The following is a 23,666-nucleotide window of genomic DNA, read 5'->3' as shown; positions in this document are numbered from 1 at the left end:
TCTGGCGTCATAATCAATTAATCGGTAGCTTTGCCAGAAAGTAAGAGTCCGGTTTCATTGACGGCGTTGAAAGACATGATAGAATAAAAATCAGAGGTTCGACGGCGTAAAGCTCATCGAAATTAAACCTTACAAGCATATTTTTGGGGACTGTCCCTGACAATGGTGAGCAAGCTCAGCTCGTACTGAGAAGCCTAAAGTTGTTATAATGGTCACCCACCTTAGCTAAAACAGGTTTATGTTTCAGAGTGGCCATCGGACCTTTTTTTATTTTCTCACTCTAAGACACTCTGTTTTCTCTTCTCAAGATCCAATCCCCCGTTGAGACAGTCCTGCAAAAAACTTCGTCGATTTTCGAAAAAATTTAAACAAGTTTTACACTGTTCTCACGTTCAGTGATGCATTTTAAAGGCCGATAAGTTCAGTATGAATTTACGCTGTATTTTAGCGGCTGCTATTAGCATCCTGTCATTACTTCTTTCTGCCTGCGGCGGCGGCGGTGGTTTTCAAGGCAACGATTTTGCGTCGAAGGGACCTGCTTCCTCCGAGCCTGCTTACTATGGAAAACCCACAGTCATTTCTAACGGTTTGCGTGTGCAAATGTCGGCGAAGTTTTTGTATCGTCAATTGGATTTTACTCCTAACGGTGGCGCAGCGAATGGATTGAGCAGCGTCATCGCAACAGGAAGTGCAATTCCAATTCCATTTGCTGAATTTCATATCTATGATTCCGCAGGAAATCGCATTCAACAAGGCGAAACGACGACTAGTGGGATCGCCGATTTTGAAATTCCAAAAACCGCCGGCACTTATACACTGAGAGTATTTTCTCGAGCCTACAACGACTATCTGAAAGCCAGTATCCTTGAAGATATTTACGCGAATAGCCCCTATAATATTGCAAAGAGTTTTTCGATTTCTGCGACGGATATCACGGCAGGAACAACCCTAGATCTTACAAGCACTCCGGTTTATGCTGAAGCTAGCGAAAGTGCCTCTTCAAAAATCGAAGGTGGCGCATTTAACATCTACTACAATATCTTACTCGCCAATGAATACGTCCGTCGCAACATTGGAAAAAATGGCGACGTAGCAGGAGTCCCGAGCACAGACGGCAATAAGTGGTGGGTGGCAGAGAAAGTCACGGTCTATTGGAAAGCAGGATTTAATCCCTATACTTACTTTGATTCCTCAACACCTCTTTCTTTTTATTCACCCGGAGACAGAAAACTCTATATTCTTGGTGGTGTAAATGGAGATGTGAAGAGTTCAGATACGGACCACTTTGATGACTCTGTCATTTTACACGAATACGGTCATTTCTTAGAAGACGTCTATGCTAACTCTGAGTCACCAGGTGGATCGCACAACGGAAACTTCGTCATTGACGCTCGTCTCGCCTGGAGTGAAGGATGGGCAAACTATCTTCAATCTGCCGTCCTAACAGGCGCGGATGCCAAGTTCAAAGGCGCCCTTGAGGATCGTATTCCCGATACCAAACGCTATCACTATTATGTTGATACCTATGGATATAAAGGAGGTTCTTATGGAATTGGAATCTCTTTTAATTTGGCTGGCGTAGGCACGAGCCTCGGCGAACCAGATAACGTAGCACAAGATCCTATTGGAGACACTGGAGCATTCCGCGAAGTTTCCGTTGCAAGAACTCTCTATAAATCTACCCGTAATACTGCTTCCAGTTATGATACCGGCAAACCCGGAGGCGGAGTTTCCTTTATAAATATTTGGAAAGCTTTTGCTGGGGAAAACACTGCTGGCTTCAACAAAACAAATCCTCTGCCTTTTAGCTTAAGAAAATCGAGCACGTTTCCACTTCCAAACAGCGGGTTGTTCAACTGGCTTCTTGAGATGAATGGTGTCTCGGGTACAGAATGGGATGACATTCTGGATGAAGAAAAGCAAAACAAGCACACCCAGGATTATGGTTATCTTCTAAAAAATGGTGCTTGCAGTTTTACTTTCACAAAGGGGATCACTGAAAAAACCATGGGCACCAGCACCGTGGGGCGCTCGGATCAACAAGTGAATAACGATTTTTATCTCTATTATCACGACGGTTCTTCTACGACCTTAAGCATGACATACACGGGATCATTAGATCTAGATTTGATTCTCTATTATCAAAGCTACGTCTATTTCGAAGATACGTACTGGTACGCGAATTACAGCACTCCGTACATTGCCAAACAAAGTCGAACTGCAGGAACCTCGGAGTCCGTCAGTCTTGCGGGCCTACCTGCAGGCTACTATGTTCTGAATGTAAAAATCAATGCATACAATAAAACGACAGCGGCTTTAAACACGCCTGCCACTTACCAACTATTTAAGAATGGGACACAGCAATGCGGAACAGAACAGCCTTAACCCTAGTCTTGGGTCTTATCTTTGGTATCTCAGGCGCCGCCTACTTTTCGAATAAGGAAAAAGAAAAGAAACGTATTCCATCATCTGTGAAAGAAAATAAAATTCCTTGGGTTCCAGTTCCTGTCGGCAAACACTTAGCTCTTTTGAAGGTAGAGATTGCGACTCCAGAACATGTGCCCGAAGAAGGCAATGACGACGTGGATCTTACAGGTCGCATTTTCGTGAATCAAAGCCTGCAAGGAGATCTCTCGTATGAATGGTCTTTGCCAGAAGACGTTCAGATCGTTGACGGTGAGAAAAGCGATACTCTTGCCAATGTAAAAATGGGTCAGATCGTAGAGCTGAAGATCACTGTCAGTGGTTTTAACAAAGAAAAGCAAAGACTGATCTCTCTGCAAGCATCGGGTGCTCATGGGAGTCAAGTTCTGGGCAACTCCGCTGTCATTGCGAGTCGCCCTGAAGATACATGGGAAGCCGTTGCTCCTGAAATGAAAAAAGCCGCAGAAGAACAGCTCGGCACAGGTAAATCCCGCCGCTAATAATTAGTCCGAGAGCCGTATCCGCCATCTCATTAGTTACATTTTAATACTTCGTTAACATAGGCATAATATTTCCATCGTACTCTCTCATGGAAATAAATCGCCTTGAAATAATTCAATCATATATCGCTGTCAGAAACCTTTTGGGTCTAACCAATCCCAATAAAAACCATCTTAGAAAGCAAATTAGAACGCAGACTCATCGCCCCACAGAGATATGCATGAAAGCTATTGAAAGACTATTTGATTACAAAACTTAACCAGTTATCTTTTTTGTAACCGCAGAGAAAGAGCTCTTTACCTGACGCTCAATATGCTCATCAAATTCCTTATTTGTTTCGAGCACAGAGAAATGAAGAACCCACGAAGACACTTCCGTTATTGCCAAGGTGACTGTAAACTTAGTGCCACCAAACGACATTTCTTCGAAGTCTCCCCGGGAGTCCAACACATAAAAGTAATCTTCGTCAGGAAATTTTGCCTGAAACTCAAAGACTCTTTCCACTTGATTGTGGATAAAAACTTCATCCAAAATAAATGTAGATTCGGAGGCGCGACGGATATGTCCGACGATTATTTGGCCATCGATAAAATCATCGACTGAAACGTTTTTTCTTAGCGCTTCATAAAGTTCAAATTCATTTTTAGCTGAAAAAATTTGATCTTTGACCATTACCGATCTTATCGGAAAAAGGATGCTTAAGCTCAAGCCACCTAGACTAAAATATTGAGATTGGGATAAAGGCTGACTCGAACGACTCAGCCACTTTAACGCTTTGCTGCTACCAAAAGTAAGTCCGTACCTTTTAAACCGGAATAACTTCGATCGTTGGATTGAATTGATCTCTCAAGATTCCCTCGATCGCCATCAACGTTCCTGATGTAGCACTTGGACAAGTTCCACAGGCCCCTTGATAGAATACGTAGAGTTTATTGTCTTCGTACTTCACAACATCCAAGTCGCCACCATCGCCTTGAAGGCCCGGACGAACGGTGTGGTCCAAGATCTCTTCGATTTGTTGTACTTCCGGAGGCAGACCTGCTCGACGCATTTTCTTTTCGTCGAATTGCGTTTGATTCGGGTTGTGCGCAGGCATACGAGTTTGAATCACGGAGCAAACATTTTTTTGAATCTCTTCCGGGTCCGCATCGAAGTTGTGTGTGATCGTGATCACGTTTTGGAAAAAGTGAACCTGACGAACACCTTCCACTTGAAAAAGTGCCGAAGCCAAAAGACTTTGATCGGCTTCTTTGGCGTCAGCGTAAGTCGCTTTACCTTCATTCAATACCGGACGGTCCAATACAAATTTCCATGCATTGGGATTTGGAGTTGCTTGAATTCTAATTAGTACATCTTGGGTGCTCATAACAACATCTCCCGGGCTTTCGCCACGGCCTTTACTAAAGCATCAATATCTTCATGATTATTATACACTGAAAACGAAGCGCGCACAGTTCCCGGCACGCCAAATCTTGCCATCAGAGGTTGAGTGCAATGGTGTCCTGCACGCACAGCAACGCCCTCCTGATCCAAGATCTGCCCCACGTCCGAGTGGTGAGCCCCTTTCAAATTAAATGAAAGGATGGGGCCCTTATTCTCCGCAGTTCCGAATATTCTCAAATCTGGAATGGTCTGAAGTTTCGCCGTGGCTTCCTTAAGAAGCTCCACTTCATACGCATGGATATTCTCAAAACCAATGCGCTCGACAAAATCAATCGCGGCATGCAAACCCACGGCACCTTCAACGTGCGGAGTTCCCGCTTCAAAACGGAAAGGCACGTCGTTGTACGTGGTTTTTTCCACAGTCACTTTCGCGATCATGCTGCCGCCCCCTTGGTAAGGAGACATGCCATCCAGAATTTCTTTTTTTCCGTACACAACACCGAAGCCGAAAGGACCAAAAATTTTGTGGGCAGAGAATACAAAGAAATCACAATCAATTGCTTTCATATCCACTTTGGATTGAGAAACAATTTGAGCTCCGTCAATCAAAACCTTCGCCCCTGCTTCGTGAGCCAGTTTTGTCAGAAGAGCCATGTCGGTATTCGTTCCAAGCGTATTGGAACACGCCGTGAACGCCACCATTTTTGTTTTTTTAGAAAGCTTCGATTTGAAATCTTCTAAATCGAGTTCGCCGTTATCTAAAACTTTTGCCGCAAGGACTTTCGCACCCACGCGCTCTGCAACCATTTGCCAAGGTACGATGTTCCCGTGATGTTCCATTTCGGTGATGAGGATCTCGTCGCCTTCTTTAAGGTGAGTTCCACCCCAAGAGTTTGCCACGAGATTCACACCTTCCGTTGTTCCACGCACGAAAACAATTTCTTCCACCTGACGAGCCCCCAAGAAGTCCGCCACTTTGTGACGAGCCGATTCAAAGGCTTGTGTTGCAACATCACCCAGGTAATGGGCGCCGCGATGCACGTTGGAAGTTTCAAATGAATAAAACTGCGTAATACGATCAATCACCGATTTTGGTTTCAAGGTCGTTGCAGCACTGTCTAAATATGTCAGCTTCTTGCCATGAACTTTTTGGGTCAAAGCCGGAAATTCGTTACGAACTGATGCAAATATTTTATCTAAGTTGTTCATACTTTCTTACCGATTCAGATGAAGGTGGCTGAACGCTTCATCTAAGTGGCGAGACAACCATTTCTGGATGCTCTCGTCGGAAATTTTATAAGTCACTTCCGAAAGAAATCCGTAGCTCAGCATTGGGATTGCTTTCGATTTAGGAATTGCACGAGACTGAAGATAGAAAAGCTCTTCACGATTCAACTGACCTACAGTCGATCCGTGCGCCGCTTTCACGTCATCAGCGTAAATCTCGAGGCTTGGCTTGCTGTCGGCCTCGGCCTTCGAGCTTAAAAGAAGATTGTTATTGAGCTGCGCGGAATTCGCCTTCTGCGCGTCTTTTTGAATCAAAACTTTTCCACAGAAAACCGCACGAGATTCCCCGTCCAAGATTCCTTTATAAAGCTGATTCGTATTGCACTCTCCGACTTGATGATCAATCAAGGTGGTATTGTCGACGTGCTGAGAACCTTGAACCGCATACACACCCAAAATTTGGGCATCAGCGCCAGGGCCTTTTAACGACACTTCTAAAGTGTGACGAGAAAGGCCTGCACCCACGGCAAAAGCCAAACTTTCCAAGTTTGCGAATTTCTCTAAAGAGATGCGCGTGCGACCAATATTGATCGCATTTTGAGATTCACCTTGAATGCGAACGTAAGACACTTTGGCATTTTCGGCGATAGACAAATCCAAAACAGAGTTTACGAAATAAGAAACACCCGTCTTACCATGATAGCTTTCAAGAAGCTTCACAGAAGCGCGCGCGCCCACTTCGACACGAATGCGCGGGTGAACCATCAAAGCCGGTCCACCTTCCATGGATGTGAAGAAAAGGAAATTCACAGGTTTTTCCACAGACGTTTCTTTCGCTAAAGAAAGAACGAAGGGTTTTGCAAGATAAGCGCCGTTCAAAGCATCAAATGTATCATCGAAATGATTGGGATACTCGGAAAGCTCACGCAAAGTAAAACCCGCAGGCAATTCCTCAGATAATGTTTTATTTAAAACACCATTAAAGAACACCACGTTGGTGAACGCTGGATTGATATATTTTTTGATCTCGACGATGGTTTCATGGCTTGGCTCAACAGGGTTGAAAGCCGACGGCATGAAGTTCACATCGTTCAAAACCTTCACGCTCGTGTAGTGCCATTCTTCATCTTTACGAGTCGGAAGCCCTTTGTTCTGAGCATAGTCATAACCCGCCTGGCGGAAAGATGCCAAAGCTCCTTCGGCCGGGTTCGTTTGACTAAATCTGTCGTATGTGGAAAGTAAATTCATGTCTGCTCCCGACGGTTATTTAATCAACCAGTCGTAACCTTTTTCTTCGAGTTTCAACGCCAATGAGCTGTCACCAGTTTCAATGATCTTCCCGTTGTACAATACGTGGACGAAGTCAGGTTTGATATAATCCAAAAGTCTTTGATAGTGAGTCACAAGAACAATGGCATTGTCTTTACGACGAAGCTTGTTCACGCCGTCAGAGACGATACGAAGAGCGTCAATATCAAGACCGGAATCTGTTTCATCAAGCAAAGCCAAGCGCGGGGACAAAACGGCCATTTGCAGGATTTCGTTTTTCTTTTTCTCGCCACCAGAGAAACCCGTATTCACAGGACGATCCAAGTATTCCGGTTTCATTCCGACAAGTTTTAGTTTTTGCACGAGGAATTCACGGAACTCCCCTTCAGGCATGGGTTCAGAACCTTGGTGTTGTAAAACCGAGTTGAAAGCCGTGTGCAAGAATGTGAAGTTAGATACACCTGGAACTTCTACGGGATATTGGAAAGCCAAGAAGATGCCTTCTTTCGCTCTTTCATCGGGCTCAAGATCCAAAAGGTTTTTCATTTGGAAGTTGATATCGAACTTCACTTCGCCATCAGTCACTTCATACGCAGGATGTCCGGCAAGAACTTTAGACAAAGTGGATTTACCGGAACCGTTAGGTCCCATGATGGCGTGAACTTCACCCGCATTGATTTTAAGGCTTAGGCCTTTCAAGATTTCTTTTTCTTCAACACGTGCATGGAGGTTTTTGATTTCTAACATGTTCTATCCTACTGAATTCTCAAGTTTCATTTCGATTAATTTCACAGCTTCAACGGCAAATTCGAGAGGCAATTCTTTAAAGACCTCTTTACAGAATCCATTCACCAGCATCGAAATTGTTTTTTCCATATCAAGACCGCGAGATTGCAAATAGAAGATTTGATCTTCACTGATTCGTGAAGTCGTCGCTTCGTGTTCCAAGGTCGCTGTTTTATTTTTTACTTCAATATAAGGGAATGTGCTTGCACTGCACTTATCACCCACAAGCATAGAGTCACACTGAGAATAGTTACGTGCGTTCTCTGCCGAAGGCATGATTTTTACTTGGCCACGATAAGTGTTTGAAGACTTATCCGTGGAAATCCCCTTAGAGATGATCGTGCTCTTTGTGTTCTTACCGATATGAATCATCTTAGTGCCTGTATCGGCTTGCATAAGATCGTGAGTCAAAGCCACAGAATAGAAAGCACCTTCAGAATAGTCCCCTTGCAAAATACACGAAGGATATTTCCAAGTGATCGCAGATCCTGACTCCACCTGTGTCCAAGAAATCTTAGAGCGTTTTCCAGCGGCTTTTCCACGCTTAGTTACAAAGTTATAGATACCGCCACGACCTTCTTTGTCGCCCGTGTACCAGTTTTGCACCGTGGAATATTTAATTTCTGCATCGTCATGAGCAATCAGTTCGACGACAGCCGCATGAAGTTGGTTTTCATCACGTTGAGGAGCCGTACAGCCCTCAAGATAATTCACGTAACCGCCTTCATCACAAACCAGAAGTGTTCTTTCAAATTGTCCGGTGTCTTTCGCGTTGATACGGAAGTAAGTCGAAAGATCAATCGGGCAACGCACGCCTTTAGGGATGTAACAGAAAGATCCATCCGTGAAGACGGCTGCATTCAAAGCCGCGTAGTAATTGTCTGTGTATGGAACCACAGAACCCAAATATTTTTTTACAAGCTCTGGATGTTTTTGAACCGCTTCAGAAATAGAACAGAAGATAACGCCTGCTTTATCTAAAACTTCAGTGTGAGTTGTTCCCACAGAAACGGAGTCAAACACCACGTCGACTGCGATACCAGAAATACGTTTTTGCTCAGAGAGAGGAATTCCCAACTTTTCAAATGTCTTGATCAACTCAGGATCAAGATCGTCCAAAGATTTTGGTTTATCCGCGTCCGATTTTTTCTTCGGCGCTGAATAGTAGCGGATTCCTTGGAAATCGATTTTTGGATAAGAAACGTGCGCCCATGTCGGCTCTGTCATTGTTTCCCAATGACGGAAAGCTTTCAGGCGATACTCCAACATCCATTCAGGTTCGTTTTTCTTAGAAGAAATCAAACGAATGATGTCTTCGTTCAAACCAACTTGCACGGCATCGGTTTCAATGTCCGTCGTGAATCCGTATTTGTATTCGTAACTGTCCAGTGGGTTTGAAGGCTTATTGTTATCCATGAGCCTCAGCCTCCGCTGACTTTTTGCCAGCCAATGATGATTTATCCACAAGAAGATCTTTTAAGCTCAGGCTTTTATAGAATTCCGTGAGACGGTTGTTAAGTTGCGTAATAGGAGAAACGATGTTGCAAGTTCCTTGAATTTCACAAGGAGCCTCTTTATGAAGGCACTTCACAAGAGCTGTTGGACCTTCAATAATCTCCACAAGATCGTGAATAGAAACTTTCGCAAGATCTTTGGTGATTTGATATCCGCCGTTGGCTCCGTATTCGGCACGCAAAATCCCGCCTTTTTGAGCCATCTGTTGCATCACACGCGCTGTCGCATCAAAAGGTGTATGGAAAGAATCTGAAACTTCTTTTGCAGAAGTCAGTTCTCCAGGAATCTTTTTGCTCATGTGCTTTAAAGCCATGAGTGCGTATTCGAGTTTGCGATTGATTTTGTTCATATTATTCTCTGCTCCAGTTTCGGGACTGCGTCCCTGCACACTGCGGGCTACCGCCCGGTTCTAAACGAAAGCGAAATGAAAAACAAGGTAATATACGCCTTATTTTAACGTATTTAAGACTGTGACAGAAAACTTTAGGTAAGTTTTGAAAAAATTTGCTGATTTCAAGATCTTAGGGTGCTATACGAAGGTCCTATGAGAATCTTTTTCATTACCGTAGCTAGCTTCATTGTCCTTGGCGTTCTTATCTTGATGGCCCGTATTTGGGGTTTGGGTCAGAACTACCCTTTATATGAACATGCCTTCTTTTCTGGCCCCACTCCTTTGATTATTGTCAAAGCAGACACCCTGGATGCGACAAAAGAAGCTCTGAAACTGCGTCCCGACGCCGTGATCTGGCTTGATGTGCGTTTTTCCCGCGAAAAAGTTCCTTTCATTTTGCCAGCATCTCGCGACAAAGAATTTTTGGATATGAAACGCCAAGAGCAGGAAAAAAATCCGACGACTCCGATTATGATTGGAGCAAGGTTGTCGGAATATCCGTGGGAACAGATCAACGAGTTTTACAAAACGACACCCGCTCTAAAAGAATACTACGAGCAGTTTCCACAAACGCGTTTTGTTCTAAATATCGTGGATAATGTCGCTGACGCACACACAACGCTTGTCAATACCATCCAGGGTTTGAAGCCGAATGAGCGCACGTTTATTCAGAGTGAAGCACTTATCATCATGACTTCGATTAAAGAATTAAAGCCCGAGTGGGTTTACGGAACAAGCACTCCGGATTTGATGCGCTTGATGACGTTTGATTCACTTTATGTTTTGCCTACGACACAATTTAAAGGTGACGTCTTTGTTTCTCCGTTCACAATTTTGAAACGTCCCGCATTCAATGACGACATCATCGAAGAAATGCGTCGACGAAATAAAAGAATTTTCCTTGGCCCCATTCAGAGCGAAGCTCAATTTGCCGAGGCGAGTCGCCATAAGGCCGATGGATATATCACGGAGAATTTGCCAGAATTACTTCGTCTTCTCGGCCAAGGTCCTGCTCAATAGGTTGAACTCAACTGCATTTGGGCATATCTTTTTACTCTAGGGATGAATTGCGTCCCACGTCGGAGGTCAAGATATGTCCGCTTTATTTGTCAACGTGGCTCAGGCCGCGCCCTCTGTATCAGTGAACACTAGCTCCATTGATGCTATTTTTCAGGCCAGCCCCATCGTTCAACTTACGTTGATGATCCTGATCGTTTTGTCTGTTTTCTGCTGGGCAATTGGTTGGTCCAAATATCAAACCTTCATTAAGATGAGACAGTCCGACGAACTTTTCCTTAATAAATTCTGGAAAGTAAATTCTTTAGACACGCTTTATGAAGACATTGATCAATATAATGACTCTTCCATCGCTCGCGTTTTTAAAGCAGCTTACCTTGAAATGAAAAAGATTTCGGAGTCTCCCCTTCTTGCAAAAACAGATGGAGATAAACCGATCTTGTCCGGTCTCGACAACCTAGAGCGCATGCTGAACAAGGCTTCGGAAAATGAAATCGCCAGATTGGAATCTCGCCTGACTGTTCTAGCAACAACGGGAAGTACCGGTCCTTTCATTGGTCTTTTCGGAACTGTTTGGGGGATCATGGGTTCGTTCCATAAGATCGGTCAAACGGGAACTGCAAGCCTTGCCGTAGTTGCTCCTGGTATCTCTGAAGCCCTGATTGCGACAGCGATCGGTCTTGCAGCCGCTATTCCTGCGGTTGTTTTGTATAACAACTTCGTTTCTCGCATCCGCAAGCAAGAAATTGCTTTGAATAACTTCAGCGCGGATTTCCTTAACATCGTGAAGAGAAACTTCTTTCAAGGAAACTAATCGTGGGAATGGGTAATGGAGGCGGCAAATCTAAAAGCCGCGCAACATTAAGCGAAATCAATGTGACGCCACTTGTGGACGTTATGTTGGTACTTCTCATTATGTTCATGGTGACAACTCCTTTGATGCAACAGGGGATCGAAGTCGATCTTCCTAAGACATCTTCTTCCGGAGTTGAACTTAATGATGAACCTTTTGTTTTGGTGATCGGTCCCGATCAAAAGATGACGGTCGCTAAAACAAAAATCGCAATGAATGAGCTTCGTCCGAAACTCAAAGCGATTTTTGAGAATAAAAAGAACAAACAGTTGTACATCCAAGCGGATCGCAAAGTGGATTATGGCTTCGTCGCGGAAGCTATGGCAGAAGTACGTGCCGCTGGGATCTTTAACATTGGATTGATCACACTTCCTAAAGACCAGTGAATTATTTAGAGCAAGAATCACCTCAAGAAGAAAAACTTTCGCGCGGCATAGGGGTTTCCTTTGCCCTTCACGCATTGATCATTTCTTTTTTCACTCTGAAAACGGTCTTCTTTACGCCGGAACAAATTGATTTCACTCAAGCAGTTCGTGTCGACATGGTCGGACTTCCTGACAAAGTTGAACCGAAAACTTTGCCTCCTCCTGCGAAAGAAGAAGCAAGGCCTTCCCTGCCGGATAAGAATCCTGTTGCGGAAAAACCACCGGAAAAAGTCGCAGAGAAAAAACCGCTGACTCCTCCAAAGCCTGAACCCGTGAAAGCTCCTGCAAAAAAAGACGACGGTGTGAATTTAGAAAAAGTGAAATCCCAGCAGCAAAATGCTTTGGATAAACTGAAAGCAATGGCCGCTCTAGAAAAAATTAAAGAAGACGTCGCTGCTGAAAAAACCAAAAATCCTCCAGGTGCCGGAAAATCAGATACCGGAGCACAGAAAATCAAAGGCAATGTGTTGTCACCTGGCAGTTCTCTAACGGGACTCACGAAGCTGCAACATGATACTTATGCTTCGGATTTAGATGGTCATATTAAACAGAATTGGTCATTGCCTGAATGGTTAGCAAAACGTGATTTCAAAGCCCAAGCCCGCGTGTTTATCGACTCTCGCGGAAATATTTTGGGACGAAAAATTGTTAAATCCAGCGGAAATCCCAGTTACGATGAAGAAGTGTTAGCAACTATTGATCGATCCGCTCCGTTCCCGGCTCCGCCAGAGAAATTCTTAGCGATCGTATCCGTAGACGGAATCCTGATTGGATTCCCAGAATAATTTAGGAGGCCTCAATGATGAAACAGCTTTTAGCTTTGCTCCTTGTGTTTAGTTTTTTCCCTCTTTTTGCACAAGCGCAAGAAAACGGTATCTATATTAAATTGGGTGAAGCGCGCACTAAAAAAAGTTTGATGGCGATGCCCGCGTTCCAATACTTTGGTGCTCCTTCCAGTGCTTCTAAATATCAATCTGTCGGTGTAGAGCTATTTAATACGATCACCAACGATCTTTCTGTCTCTTCTTATTTTCAATTCATCAATCAAAGTGCTTACCTTGAAGACACAAGCAAAACAGGGTTGATGCCAGCGCCAGGGCAAGCCAATGGATTTAAGTTCCAAAGCTGGTCTGCGATTGGAGCTGACTTTTTGATCCGTGCAGGATTCTCGATTGTGGGTAACGAAGTGACTCTTGAAACTTACACTTACCACGTACCTCGCGCGAATTTGGTTCTTGGCAAAAAGTATAAAGGCCCTGTGAGCAGCGCTCGTCGTATCGCCCACACTTTTGCTAACGACGTTTTGAAAGCCTTGACTGGTAAAGAAGGTCCTTTCCTTTCTCGCGTTGTCGTTTCCAGTGACCGTGCCGGCTCGCAAACAAAAGAAATCTTTGTGATGGATTGGGATAGCGCGAATATCGATCAAATCTCCAGTCATCGCAGTATCTCTATTTCTCCCGCGTGGTCTCCGGATGGAAAAAAAGTGGCTTACACTTCTTATGTAAAAAGAGTGGGAGCAAAGTTCAGAAATGCCGATATGCTTTTGTTTGATCTTTCAACGGGAAAACGCTCTTTGGTTTCTTACCGTCAAGGGATCAACTCAGGCGCGACATTCTCTCCCGATGGTCGCAATATTTATCTGACGATCTCTCAAGGTAATAGCCCCGATATCTATAAAATGACTTTGGATGGCAGCCTGGTTGGAAAAATCACGAATGGCCCTTCTGGAGCTTTGAACGTAGAGCCTAGCATGTCCAATGACGGTAAACTTGCGTTTTCTTCAGACCGCGCAGGTCGTCCGATGATTTACACGGCGAATGCCGACGGATCGAATATAAAACGTATCACATTTGCGGGTGTGTTTAACTCTTCTCCTTCTTGGTCTCCAGATGGAAAGAAGATCGCGTTCTCGGGTCAGAGCGATAACAACTTTGATATCTTTGTGATGAATGCTGACGGCACAGGAATGATTCGTCTGACTTCAGCAAAAAAATCCAACGGCCGCATGGCAAGTAACGAAGACCCTTCCTTCTCTCCGGACGGTCGCTTTGTGATGTACACAAGCAATCGCACGGGAAAAAATCAGATTTACATTTCCACTGTAGATGGAACGGAAGAGCGTCGTGTAACAAACGACAACTACAACTACTATAAGCCTAAATGGTCTAACAACATTGACTAATCTTCCCTTCGAGGAACAATTAAGGAAAGAGAGGAGCGAGATTTGGTCTCGCTTAGCTCATTCTGTAAAGACCAACTCTGAGCCCGCCGACAAAATCTGTCTTGAATGGAGCTTGGCCTCCGACGAACTTCTTAAAAAAGCTTTCGATTACTGTTTTGCCCAGGAAAAAGTGGCGCTGTTCTCTTTGGGGAAATTGGGTTCTCAGGAACTCAATCTCAGTTCGGACGTCGATATTTTATTGGTCGCAGAAAATGAAGAAGCCATCTCTCTTTCCCATCTGCGCAAGTTTCAAAAAATTCTGACGGAAAGAACTTTTCAAGGATTTGTTTTTCGCGTGGATTTTGATTTACGTCCCGGTGGCAAGCAAGGCCCTTTAATTCCTACGATAGATCAGTTTAAAGACTATTATGGAAATTACGGCGAGACGTGGGAGCGCCTGGCCTTTGTTCGTCTGCGCCCGATTTGTGGCGATATGAAAGTGCAAAATGAAGTGATGGCTTTTGCGAAAAAGTTTTCGTTTCGCAAGCATCTGGATTTCACTTTGCTTGAAGACTTAAAGACGTTGCGCTCTAAAATCCAAGGTCACTATTGGGCTCGTACGCAGGATGATGTGATTGATCTTAAACTTGGCATTGGCGGGATTCGCGACGTTGAACTCTTTGCTCATGCCCTTCAAGTCATTCACGGCGGACGCGACACAAGCCTTCAGGTGCGCGGGACTACGGAAGCTTTGGAACTTATCGAGAGAAAACAGCTTCTGCCTTCTGAAGAAGCGCGTTTTCTGTGCAAGCACTATTGGAACTTACGAGGCCTCGAAAATTACGTTCAAGCTTTAAACGATGAGCAGACCCATCTTTTAACAATAACGGAAACTCATCCCCCATTTATTGCGACAGCAGTGCAAAGTTTGCGCTCTGAAATGAAACGCTGTGATCAGATTGTAAAATCCCTTTTGGGTGAAGCTCCGCAGGAGGTTTCTTTAAAAGAGGAACTAGAGAAAGTGGGCTTACCGGAATCCGATCTTGAAGATTTATGGCAAGAGATTCTCGGGCAAGAGGTTTTATCCAGAAATAAAGGTCGCGATGAACTTGCACGAAAAGCTTTTTTAGCGGCGTTCTTAGAAACTTTGCAGGAACAAAAAGGTGATATTCGCCGTGGGCTTTTGCTTTTAAAAGATTTTATTCATGGCACGCGCGCGAAAGCGAGTTTCTTTGCGATGCTTTTACGGGAAAAGGAACTCTTGCAAGAACTGGCGTGGCTCTTTGGCCACTCCCCTTATCTGTCACGCATTCTGTGCAACCGACCGGAGTTGCTTGATAGCTTTGTCTACCGGGCGCAAGACAAGCCCTCTGAGGACTTGGGAACTTTGCTTGAAGAGTTAGCGGAAAAAAGACTTCTTTCAGAAGTTATTAATGGAAGTGAGTTTCTCGAAGATAAAAATCTTCCGACACTTCTTCAGAATTTAAGTTCTACAGCGGATACTATCGTTGAGAATCTTTTGGTGGCACTGAAGAAGGAATATCCTTCACAGATGCAGGTTCTCGCTTTAGGAAAATGGGGCGGAAAAGAATTAGGCTTCCGTTCAGATCTGGATTTTATTTTCGTTGTTCCTGATGAGCCTACTGAAAATGATTTTAAAGTCGCAAAACGTTTTATCACGCGTCTCACTGAACCTCATCGCGGTGGAAATATTTATTCCATTGATATGCGCTTACGTCCTTCGGGAAAAGCGGGACCTCTGGTGATTCCGCAAGCGGATTTAAATTCCTATCTTGCTAACGAAGCTTCCGCGTGGGAGCGACAGGCATACTTAAAAGCTCGCGTGATTGGCGGCGGTGAACCTCCCCTTTCGCATTTTATCGGTCGCGGATTAACGACAGAAGAGTTGCAGGAACTGGATCGCATTCGTCAGCAACTGCTTCCGACCTCTGCGGTGATTAATTTAAAGTTCAGTGAGGGCGGACTTGTGGACGTGGAACTGGCTGCGCAAACGTGTCTTTTGTTCCGTAAAATCAAACCCGCTTCGGGGAATACGATGGATTTTCTCTCTGAATTAGGTGGTAAATCCTCTGCACTTCGACAAAATTATGAACGGCTGCGTCAAATAGAGCAGACGCTTCAGCTTGTTGCGTCAGAATCCCTCGTGGAACTGCAACCAAATCATGAGTCCTTTCAAGCTCTTGCCATAGCGCTTCCTACCGCACCTGCAAATCTTCAGAATGAAGTTTCTGAGTTGTTAGCAAGCAACATTGCCATTTTGAAGGAACTTGACCCTCGTCGACAGCCTCACTAATAGTGAAAGGGTTGGACAAAAGTCAGGGAGACACAATGTCGAAAAATATCGATATTAAAAAGGTATTTTGGATTTACCTTTTTGCATTTTTATTAGCGGCTTTCAGCTTCCGCGCAGATGCAAAAACAAAAGCAAAAGAGACAAAGAAGGGAAACGGCGAAATGTTCGCACTATTTGAAACATCCAAAGGTAATTTTAAAGTTAAACTTTTGAGCGACAAAGCTCCAAAGACTGTTGAGAACTTCGTAGGTTTGGCTGAAGGCACTAAAGAGTGGACGGATCCTAAAACTGGAAACAAAGTTAAAAAGCCATTCTATGACGGTTTGACTTTCCACCGCGTGATCAAAGATTTCATGATTCAAGGTGGTTGCCCACTTGGAACTGGAACTGGCGGCCCAGGTTACCGTTTCGAAGACGAATTTACTCCTGGCCAACAAAAGCACGACAAACCAGGCATCCTTTCTATGGCGAATGCGGGTCCTAACACTAACGGATCTCAGTTCTTCGTAACAACTGTTCCAACTCCTTGGTTGGATGGCCGCCACACTGTGTTCGGCGAAGTTGTTGAAGGCATCGACGTAGTTCACTCTATCGAGAACTCTAAAACAGGTCCGATGGATCGTCCGGCTGAGCCTATCGTGATCAAACACGTGAAAATCGTGAAGTAGTTTTTAAATTCAAATTTGAATTGAAGAAAGCCCGATGTTTCCATCGGGCTTTTTTTATTTTTCTTAGGGCTGTTTATAAGCCGTGTAATTACAACTCACTGTAGGAGCACCGCCCGGAACTTGCCAAAAATCCGCTGTTCCCGTGTGGTTCGCTAGTTGAAAATTGGGATACTCAAGGTAGGGAGAATTATTTGTATCCACCTGAGCCAGATTATACGTATTGGCACCAACGGATGTCACTCGGTGCAAGGGGCGCGGAGCCGAACAAGCATAACCAACTGAAGTCGCCGTCATGAGCTTTTTTTGAAGAGCTCCGATGACACTAGCACTAGGATCTTTCAAAACCGTCAAAAGAGCATTAGACGTATTCTCAGCTCCATTGCTATCGGCAATTTTATATTTTTCCACAGTAGGTGTGCCGCTACCTAAATATGCGATCACATCAGGATAATTCAAACAAACCGTTTTAGTTCCGCCATCATTCACACAGTCTTGGTTGGCTTGACCAGAAGCCACATTTCCAAAAGCAGCAAACTCCGTGGATACAAACAATGTCAGATCCAAAGTGCTGCCTGAGGAGACTGTTAATGGCGTCGGGAAATTAGTCGTCTTGCCACCGCAAAACATAAAGGAAATCGTGACATAATCCGCAGTTGCCACGGCACTGTCCAAAATATTTGTCGCATGAGTCTTGTAAAGCGTACCGCCAATATTCACTTCGCCTTTGACCTTCACATCATAGTTATTTCCAGAAGTGCAGGTTTCAAGCATGAGACCTTTATAGGTGCCTTCTTCAACACTCAGGGCTGTAGCGAATTTTGCCTGGATCGCAGCCGCATCCATGAGATCAATCGAGCATTCCGCTGCAGTTCCAGCGCAGCTGTAGATTTCTACGGTCTTGTCGCCCTCGGATGCAATTAACGCCATTCTGGTCACAGGAAACAAAATACTTGTCGGAGTAAAACTAATCTCATCACCGGCCATAGCCTTTGTTGAGAGAACAGAAAATAGTGCCGCTAAAATGTATTTCATATTTTTCACAACAACCTCCCTTAAATATTTTTGATTGAGAAGTTGATCTTTCCACTACCGTTGGAGCTGCCACTGCCGCCGCCACCACTGCATCCGTTCAAATAAACAAGACCCAAAGTCAGGGCTAATACCACTACTATTACCTTTTTCATTCTTTCTCCTTACGTACATTTTTATTTTCTTTGTGCCGTACGTGTTCTTGTACTTATGCTAAGTGACGTAAGAGAGAGTCCTCGTTAAATCGAAAAACCATGGCTCAAACCAGACCTTTTCGTTTCAAAATATCGGGTTGATGCGCTCTGACTTTGCAAACATGCTTGCAATGCAAGCGCTGGGCGTTTGACCCCTTATACAGGGTCATCTATTTATTTAATTTTAGTTTATGGATTAAATTTTCAATTTCCGAGTTAAGAACTCGCAGACGAAGATTGAGACGTTGTGTTCGCTGATCAATATGACTTACGTTGAGTGATTGGTCTTTGTTGATCTTGATTTCCGCAAGGGTTGCTTTAACAACGGCAGCCTCTTTGAGTCTTTTTTCAATAGCTTCAAACACTCTTTGATTCTGTGGCAAAAGTCTCATGGTCTCGATATCTGCCGGCAGTGTTTCATTCATCTCGCTAAGATCCGCTTTCGCGATATTTCCATGAATGGAAATGGTCGCAGCAATCCAAATCTGAATTGAAATGCCGAGCCACTTCTTCATGAACACCTCCACCAAAGTTCATGCTAAATCACGTGGCCGGGGTGACATAAAAGAAAGCGAAAAGATGCCTCAAATCAGATCTTTTTCTGATAAAAAACGGAGGGGTGCAGATGATTTTGAAGAATTTTGCTCACTCTGCAAGCGCTCACAGGCGCTCTGAGAGACGAGCCGATTTCATTGAGATTTTTCTCATATTGATATCAGCTTCAAGGTCCGCCAAGATTCCCCATGTACTTGAAGTGAATACAAAGGCCCAGAAGGCTTCCTTAATCATCTGCAATTGATGCTTTTTGCTAAAAACCCGGCCTTCGCGAGCAATAACTTTCGCATAGTCGCGAGTGAACTTAAATTTATTATCCACCAACAAGTGTGCATGAGCATGTTGCAGGAATGTCCAGAAGGCGTCGAAATCAAATTCTTCGCCTTCTTTTGCAAAAAGAACTTTCGCCAAAGTTTGGCATTTATCGTACTCACGATGAAGCATGGAATAATAGAACTGACCTTCGAGCTTCATTCTTTCTACCGGATAATCAAAAACTCTTCCGAAATCCAACAGAACAACTTTCCCATCAGTGAATAAAAAATTTCCTGGGTGCAAGTCCGTATGAACCAGACAATAACCGAAGCTGGCTTTTAGAATCGCTTCCATCAAAATTTCAGCGGCTGCATTTTTCTGATTCTGATTAGCCCGCGCCGTGAAATTTTGAAAACTTTCGGCTTTGATAAATTCCGAAACCATGACTCTCTCACGAACCAAGTCCCGATAGATGTAAGGAACAATCACGCGAGGATCATCCGATAAAATATTGCGGAATTTTTCTTGGTTCAATGCCTCTTGTCTATAGTCACATTCCTGCAGCAAGGCTCGCTTAATTTCCGCAAAAATATCGCTGTCACCTTTTCCCAAGAAAGACGCCAACGATTGAGCCAATTCCATTTTGCTGATTTGATTCTGCAAAATCTCCTTAATATTCGGATGCTGCACTTTAACGGCGACTTCTTTTCCGTTAGCCAGTTTGGCGTAGTGAACTTGACCCAAGCTGGTGACAGCAAGAGGCTTTTCTTGCCAGTAAGAAAAAATTTCTTTCAGAGGTTTTCCGTACTCTTCTTCAACGACTCTTTGAATGACTTTCGGCTTTTCCGGCTCTGCTCGGGACTGCAAAGTTCCCAGCGCATTTCTTACTTCAAATGGCAGACCCATTTCTAAGAAACTTGCCAACTGCGCCACTTTGGCAGAGACACCTTTGCGATTTTTCAGAGATTTTAGAAGACGTTCAATAAGAATTCTTTTGAGCTTTCCATTCAAACTATTTACAGAGGCCGTATCTTCAAAATATGTCGCCACTCCGTTTTTTAAGGAGCGGATTTCTTGAAGATCTTCTTCGCCGTCTTTTAAACTCAAAGACTCTTTAAGCCCATCCAGGACATTTTCGACTTTACCTTGAGGACGTGCTTTATTCACACTGGGCAATGAGTCCTCATAGAGATCAATCAGCTTTAAAACAGGACCTGGGATCACTCGCGTACCGGTTTCCCAACAGGCGATGGCCCCACTAGAAACTTGAAACTCTTTAGCGAGTTCTCTTTGGGACAAGCCCAGAGTTTGCCTTAGAAGCACTAAGCGTTCAGCTGGATGAAGATTCTGATTTTTAGCCATGGGCTGACTATAAGCGGAGAGTCGCCCACAAATAAAGTGAATTTACTTTCCGCAGAATTGTTTTGCTTTGATCCAGTACGCTGGCGAGCAGTAGTCGTCCATCCACTCGTTATTCTTGTTTGTAGAATAAGCGTAAAACCAAATCAATGTATCCGTCTGAGATTTGAAATTAATTTTGTGAGGCATCTCAGCAGGTGTTTTGCCGTTCACGGAGTAACACCAACCATAGGCTCTCAGTTCCGTATCTGAAACAACCTCCACCGAGTCTAATCCCACAGGAGTGTTGACGATAGAGTTAAATCCTTCTGCGGCCCCGATGTAGGGAATTTTATTTTGATCGAAAATCTCGACACTGATTGTGCCTACGGATTTTGTCATGTCCGCCGTGACTTCTCCTTGAGCGATGGGTTTTTCATCGCAAGGGCCATAGATTTGCCAAGAAACTGCATGGGATTTTAGAGCGAGAATGGAAGTAAGGACAAAAACGATCTTTTTCATGGGCACGTCTTATCGAGCGGCCCAGATTAAGTACAGAACAAAGTGACTCATTTTAGAAAATTTAAGAGTTCTGTTTGCGAACTTCGGCCATGTCGACTTCTTTGGCCTTCTCGACGACTTGCTCGAAAACGTTTTCGGGCAAAGCTCCAGGTTGCATAAAGATGATATCGCCTTCTTTGATAACGGCGATCGTGGGAATGGATTTGATTTCAAAATTTGCGGCCAACTCTGGTTGCGCTTCCGTGTCCAATTTGGCAAAAATCACATCTGGATGTTTCAACGCCACAGACTCAAAAATCGGAGCAAAACGACGACAAGGTCCGCACCACGCAGCCCAGAAATCAATGATAACAAGTTGATTTTTTTCGACGGTGTCTTTGATGTTTTCTTTTGTCAATTCCATCACGGCCATTGTTTTCTCCTTGGCGTAGGTCTATGAACACGATCCCTTCCCTAAAAGCTTTGATGTTCTTTCATAAATAGGCAACGATTTAATACAAATAATCCATAGGAGGATCTCTATGAAAAAACTGATCGTTTCTATTTTGCTTTTAACAGGTTTCCAAGCTTATGCCGGTGACGCAGGTTGTGGTCTAGGTAGCGTTATCATTTCAAAAAACTCCAAAGGTTTGCAACTTTTGGCGATGACAACGAACTCATTCCTTTTCACTCAGCCCTTGGGCATCACTTCAGGTACTTCTGGTTGTTCTTCAAGCGGTCTTGTTATGGCAGATAAAGAAGTCCAATATTTTGTCGAAGTGAATCAAGAGGAACTTTCTCGTGAAATGGCGCAAGGTCATGGCGAAAAACTAGCGACTTTGGCACAAATGAAAGGTTGCCGTAACGAAATTTCGCAAAAAGCATTCGGTACTTTTGCGCAAAATTCTTATGCAAAAATTCTTCCTGCGGCGAATACATCTGCCGTTGAAATGGTTCAAAACTTAAATAAAGAGTTGGCAACTCAAAGCGATCTTGCACAAATGTGCCATGGTTCTTAGTTTAGTACTTAGTATTTTGCTCTTAGCCCCACTGACTACGTGGGGCTTTTCTTCAGAGAGCGTTCAAAAATATCAAAAACAGGCTTTAGAAAAAAATCTTTCCCAAAATCCCCAATGGCTGAAGCTGGGCCATTATCGCAAGAATCTTTTTGACGGCTATCATTCACCGATGCTGGGAAACTTTTTTGTTTCTGAAAATGGCGCCACCGATCCTCAAGAAGAACTTCTTAAAACCATTGAACTCTTATTTTACAATAAAGAAATCGCTCCTAAATATCAGTGTCGATACTTAGCGAGAACTTCCTGGCTTAAGAAAGTTTTGGCTCTTGATCCCGCAGACCTTATCGCCTGCCCTGAGCGAGATCAGTGGAAGACGCAACTGGGCGCTCAGGAAGTTTATATTATCTTTGCGGCCAGTGATCTCTCCAGCGCCGGCTCTAGCTTCGGTCATACCTTCTTGCGCGTGCACAATCCTAAGAACACACGGGAACTTGAACTTTTAGACTATGGAATAAACTACGCCGCAGTGACTGGAAAAGACAGTGGAGCTATTTACGCCCTCAAAGGCCTTTTCGGATTTTATCCGGGAGCCTATTCAATGCTTCCATATTATCAAAAGATTCGTGAATACACGAACCTCGAAGGTCGCAACCTGTGGGAATACCGTTTAGATCTTTCCCCTGAACAAGTCACATTCTTGATTGATCATCTTTTGGAGCTTGAAGGCAGTTATGCTCCTTATTATTTTGCTGACGACAATTGTTCACAACAGATCTTGGAACTTATCGAGGTTGCAAAGCCCGAATTAAATATTTCTTCGTCGTTTCACGATATGACAATCCCGCTCGACACCGTGAAGGCGTTGAAAAAAGAAAATATGCTGATCGGTGAAAAGCTTCGCCTTTCTTTACAGTCAGAGTGGCAAACGCGGTTCACCAATTTAAATTTTTCCGAAAAAGAAGCTCTGAAAGAGATTATTCACAAGAAAAATACGAACGAACTGCAAAAACTTTCCGTTAAAGAGAAAGCCAAGACACTCGAAGCCACTCTGAGTTACCTCGCTATAAAAGAGTACCGCGAGCAAAAAGAATTAAAAGAAGAAAAGTATCCACTTTTAGTGTCACGAGCCCAGTTGGGAGCACAGACAGAACCTTTGCAAGTACCTCCACCTCGTTCCCCCCTTTTGAGTCACGGCTCAAGCGCCTTCTATTTCGGATATGGCAAATGGGATGAAAACGAATTCTATCGCTTTAAGTTTCGCAGAACTTTTCACGATCTTCTTTCGGATGACAGCGGACTTTCCCCATTTTCTCATTTGGAAGTTTTAAGTGCAGACTTCCGCTATTATTCGGAATCCCAGAACCTGGATCTCTATCGCGCCCTCTTAGTCAAAATTCTTTCAACCGCCCCGGTAACGGAACTAGAAACCCCGATGACTTGGAAGCTGGAGGTCGGAACAGAACCTCGCTTATCTCCTTTTGTGAATTTCGGTGCAGGTTTAAGTTTTGATTTCCCTCTATTCAAAGCGACCCGTTTGAGTCTCTTAACTGTGAGTGAAAACTACGACCTTGTCGACACAGCAAAACCTCATGTGGGAGTGGAAAGTTTACTGATGTCGAAGGGTTCGTTTGTAAGAACTCTTCTTTCCGCGAAATACCTCCATGGCACGTCCGACGGACGCGGATTTTCAGAGTATGGAATAGGTCTTTCGATAGACGTTTCTCAAAGTGAAATTCGCTTGGAAAGTCGCATGCGCGACGATATCCCGGAATGGATGATCTCTGTCGTCTTTTAGACAGGGTGGTGACCTGTTACGGCCTTGTCTCGCTCTGAGACGTGCC

The 23,666-nt window shown here is 44.1% G+C and carries 24 protein-coding genes and 1 other RNA gene; 12 read left to right on the top strand and 13 right to left on the bottom strand.

Features of this window, described 5'->3' with window-relative positions:
- The first annotated feature begins 84 nt into the window (after window positions 1-84).
- The 3 genes from ssrS (at window position 85) to ACL934_RS01030 (ending at window position 2,924) form a co-directional block, all read left to right on the top strand.
- A non-coding RNA gene (gene ssrS, locus ACL934_RS01040) (6S RNA) lies at window positions 85-271 on the top strand.
- Window positions 272-426: 155 nt separating this feature from the next.
- Window positions 427-2,385, top strand: a complete 1,959-nt coding sequence (locus tag ACL934_RS01035; RefSeq protein WP_374076850.1) for a hypothetical protein — start codon at window positions 427-429, stop codon at window positions 2,383-2,385.
- A complete protein-coding gene (locus ACL934_RS01030) occupies window positions 2,364-2,924 on the top strand; it encodes a hypothetical protein (protein ID WP_374076849.1) in 561 nt (186 codons plus the stop codon). Before ACL934_RS01035 ends, ACL934_RS01030 begins: the two co-directional genes overlap by 22 nt.
- A 256-nt stretch (window positions 2,925-3,180) precedes the next feature.
- Here the strand turns inward: ACL934_RS01030 and ACL934_RS01025 are convergent, their stop codons facing one another.
- The 7 genes from ACL934_RS01025 to ACL934_RS00995 form a co-directional block, all read right to left on the bottom strand.
- Window positions 3,181-3,597 (bottom strand): hypothetical protein, encoded by a 417-nt coding sequence (locus ACL934_RS01025; protein WP_374076847.1) that lies wholly within the window; start codon window positions 3,595-3,597, stop codon window positions 3,181-3,183.
- A 133-nt stretch (window positions 3,598-3,730) separates the two neighbouring features.
- Window positions 3,731-4,291 carry a NifU family protein gene (locus ACL934_RS01020; protein WP_374076845.1) on the bottom strand — a complete coding sequence of 187 codons (561 nt, stop codon included), beginning with the start codon at window positions 4,289-4,291 and terminating at the stop codon, window positions 3,731-3,733.
- On the bottom strand, window positions 4,288-5,517 hold the full coding sequence (locus tag ACL934_RS01015) for an aminotransferase class V-fold PLP-dependent enzyme (RefSeq protein WP_374076843.1): 1,230 nt from the start codon (window positions 5,515-5,517) through the stop codon (window positions 4,288-4,290). Before ACL934_RS01015 ends, ACL934_RS01020 begins: the two co-directional genes overlap by 4 nt.
- A gap of 6 nt (window positions 5,518-5,523) precedes the next feature.
- Complete coding sequence (sufD, locus tag ACL934_RS01010; protein WP_374076841.1) at window positions 5,524-6,783, bottom strand: Fe-S cluster assembly protein SufD; 1,260 nt, start codon at window positions 6,781-6,783, stop codon at window positions 5,524-5,526.
- A 15-nt stretch (window positions 6,784-6,798) separates the two neighbouring features.
- Window positions 6,799-7,551: a Fe-S cluster assembly ATPase SufC gene (sufC, locus tag ACL934_RS01005; protein WP_374076839.1), complete on the bottom strand. Its 753-nt coding sequence runs from the start codon at window positions 7,549-7,551 to the stop codon at window positions 6,799-6,801.
- Window positions 7,552-7,554: 3 nt separating this feature from the next.
- Window positions 7,555-9,006 carry a Fe-S cluster assembly protein SufB gene (sufB, locus tag ACL934_RS01000; RefSeq protein ID WP_374076837.1) on the bottom strand — a complete coding sequence of 484 codons (1,452 nt, stop codon included), beginning with the start codon at window positions 9,004-9,006 and terminating at the stop codon, window positions 7,555-7,557.
- Window positions 8,999-9,454: an RrF2 family transcriptional regulator gene (locus ACL934_RS00995; RefSeq protein ID WP_374076835.1), complete on the bottom strand. Its 456-nt coding sequence runs from the start codon at window positions 9,452-9,454 to the stop codon at window positions 8,999-9,001. Before ACL934_RS00995 ends, sufB begins: the two co-directional genes overlap by 8 nt.
- Window positions 9,455-9,649: 195 nt before the next feature.
- Here ACL934_RS00995 and ACL934_RS00990 point away from each other — a divergent pair, with 195 nt between their 5' ends.
- The 7 genes from ACL934_RS00990 to ACL934_RS00960 all read left to right on the top strand — a co-directional run bounded on the left by ACL934_RS00990 (window position 9,650) and on the right by ACL934_RS00960 (window position 16,934).
- Entirely contained in the window at window positions 9,650-10,516 is an 867-nt protein-coding gene (locus ACL934_RS00990) for a hypothetical protein (protein ID WP_374076833.1), read from the top strand.
- A gap of 73 nt (window positions 10,517-10,589) precedes the next feature.
- Entirely contained in the window at window positions 10,590-11,327 is a 738-nt protein-coding gene (tolQ, locus tag ACL934_RS00985; RefSeq protein WP_374076831.1) for a protein TolQ, read from the top strand.
- An 8-nt stretch (window positions 11,328-11,335) separates the two neighbouring features.
- Window positions 11,336-11,752: an ExbD/TolR family protein gene (locus ACL934_RS00980; RefSeq protein ID WP_374080512.1), complete on the top strand. Its 417-nt coding sequence runs from the start codon at window positions 11,336-11,338 to the stop codon at window positions 11,750-11,752.
- Window positions 11,749-12,576: a cell envelope integrity protein TolA gene (locus ACL934_RS00975; protein WP_374076829.1), complete on the top strand. Its 828-nt coding sequence runs from the start codon at window positions 11,749-11,751 to the stop codon at window positions 12,574-12,576. Before ACL934_RS00980 ends, ACL934_RS00975 begins: the two co-directional genes overlap by 4 nt.
- Window positions 12,577-12,590: 14 nt before the next feature.
- Window positions 12,591-13,973: a translocation protein TolB gene (locus ACL934_RS00970; RefSeq protein WP_374076827.1), complete on the top strand. Its 1,383-nt coding sequence runs from the start codon at window positions 12,591-12,593 to the stop codon at window positions 13,971-13,973.
- Window positions 13,974-14,085: 112 nt separating this feature from the next.
- Window positions 14,086-16,266, top strand: coding sequence for a glutamine-synthetase adenylyltransferase (locus ACL934_RS00965; protein WP_374076825.1), 2,181 nt, complete (start codon window positions 14,086-14,088; stop codon window positions 16,264-16,266).
- A 161-nt stretch (window positions 16,267-16,427) separates the two neighbouring features.
- Window positions 16,428-16,934, top strand: a complete 507-nt coding sequence (locus ACL934_RS00960; protein ID WP_374080511.1) for a peptidylprolyl isomerase — start codon at window positions 16,428-16,430, stop codon at window positions 16,932-16,934.
- Between the two features lie 63 nt (window positions 16,935-16,997).
- On the opposite strand, the gene ACL934_RS00955 is transcribed toward ACL934_RS00960, so the two are convergent.
- The 6 genes from ACL934_RS00955 to trxA all read right to left on the bottom strand — a co-directional run bounded on the left by ACL934_RS00955 (window position 16,998) and on the right by trxA (window position 21,239).
- Window positions 16,998-17,975: a hypothetical protein gene (locus tag ACL934_RS00955; RefSeq protein ID WP_374076823.1), complete on the bottom strand. Its 978-nt coding sequence runs from the start codon at window positions 17,973-17,975 to the stop codon at window positions 16,998-17,000.
- Window positions 17,976-17,986: 11 nt separating this feature from the next.
- The gene (locus ACL934_RS00950; protein WP_374076821.1) at window positions 17,987-18,118 is read right to left on the bottom strand and encodes a hypothetical protein; all 132 of its coding nucleotides are present in this window, start codon (window positions 18,116-18,118) and stop codon (window positions 17,987-17,989) included.
- 209 nt (window positions 18,119-18,327) lie between these two features.
- Window positions 18,328-18,672 carry a hypothetical protein gene (locus tag ACL934_RS00945; protein ID WP_374076819.1) on the bottom strand — a complete coding sequence of 115 codons (345 nt, stop codon included), beginning with the start codon at window positions 18,670-18,672 and terminating at the stop codon, window positions 18,328-18,330.
- Window positions 18,673-18,817: 145 nt separating this feature from the next.
- Window positions 18,818-20,329 carry an AarF/UbiB family protein gene (locus ACL934_RS00940; RefSeq protein WP_374076817.1) on the bottom strand — a complete coding sequence of 504 codons (1,512 nt, stop codon included), beginning with the start codon at window positions 20,327-20,329 and terminating at the stop codon, window positions 18,818-18,820.
- A gap of 42 nt (window positions 20,330-20,371) precedes the next feature.
- Window positions 20,372-20,827, bottom strand: coding sequence for a DUF4430 domain-containing protein (locus tag ACL934_RS00935; protein ID WP_374076815.1), 456 nt, complete (start codon window positions 20,825-20,827; stop codon window positions 20,372-20,374).
- Window positions 20,828-20,888: 61 nt separating this feature from the next.
- Window positions 20,889-21,239 carry a thioredoxin gene (trxA, locus tag ACL934_RS00930; protein ID WP_374076813.1) on the bottom strand — a complete coding sequence of 117 codons (351 nt, stop codon included), beginning with the start codon at window positions 21,237-21,239 and terminating at the stop codon, window positions 20,889-20,891.
- 109 nt (window positions 21,240-21,348) lie between these two features.
- On the opposite strand from trxA, the gene ACL934_RS00925 reads away from it, so the two are divergent.
- Both ACL934_RS00925 and ACL934_RS00920 read left to right on the top strand, forming a co-directional pair.
- Window positions 21,349-21,825: a DUF3015 family protein gene (locus ACL934_RS00925; RefSeq protein WP_374076811.1), complete on the top strand. Its 477-nt coding sequence runs from the start codon at window positions 21,349-21,351 to the stop codon at window positions 21,823-21,825.
- The gene (locus ACL934_RS00920; RefSeq protein WP_413612945.1) at window positions 21,815-23,620 is read left to right on the top strand and encodes a DUF4105 domain-containing protein; all 1,806 of its coding nucleotides are present in this window, start codon (window positions 21,815-21,817) and stop codon (window positions 23,618-23,620) included. Before ACL934_RS00925 ends, ACL934_RS00920 begins: the two co-directional genes overlap by 11 nt.
- Window positions 23,621-23,666 lie beyond the last annotated feature (46 nt).

The sequence above is a fragment of the Bdellovibrio sp. HCB-110 genome (genome assembly GCF_047323225.1).
GTDB lineage: Bacteria > Bdellovibrionota > Bdellovibrionia > Bdellovibrionales > Bdellovibrionaceae > Bdellovibrio.
This window is presented reverse-complemented; position numbering and strand designations above follow the sequence as displayed.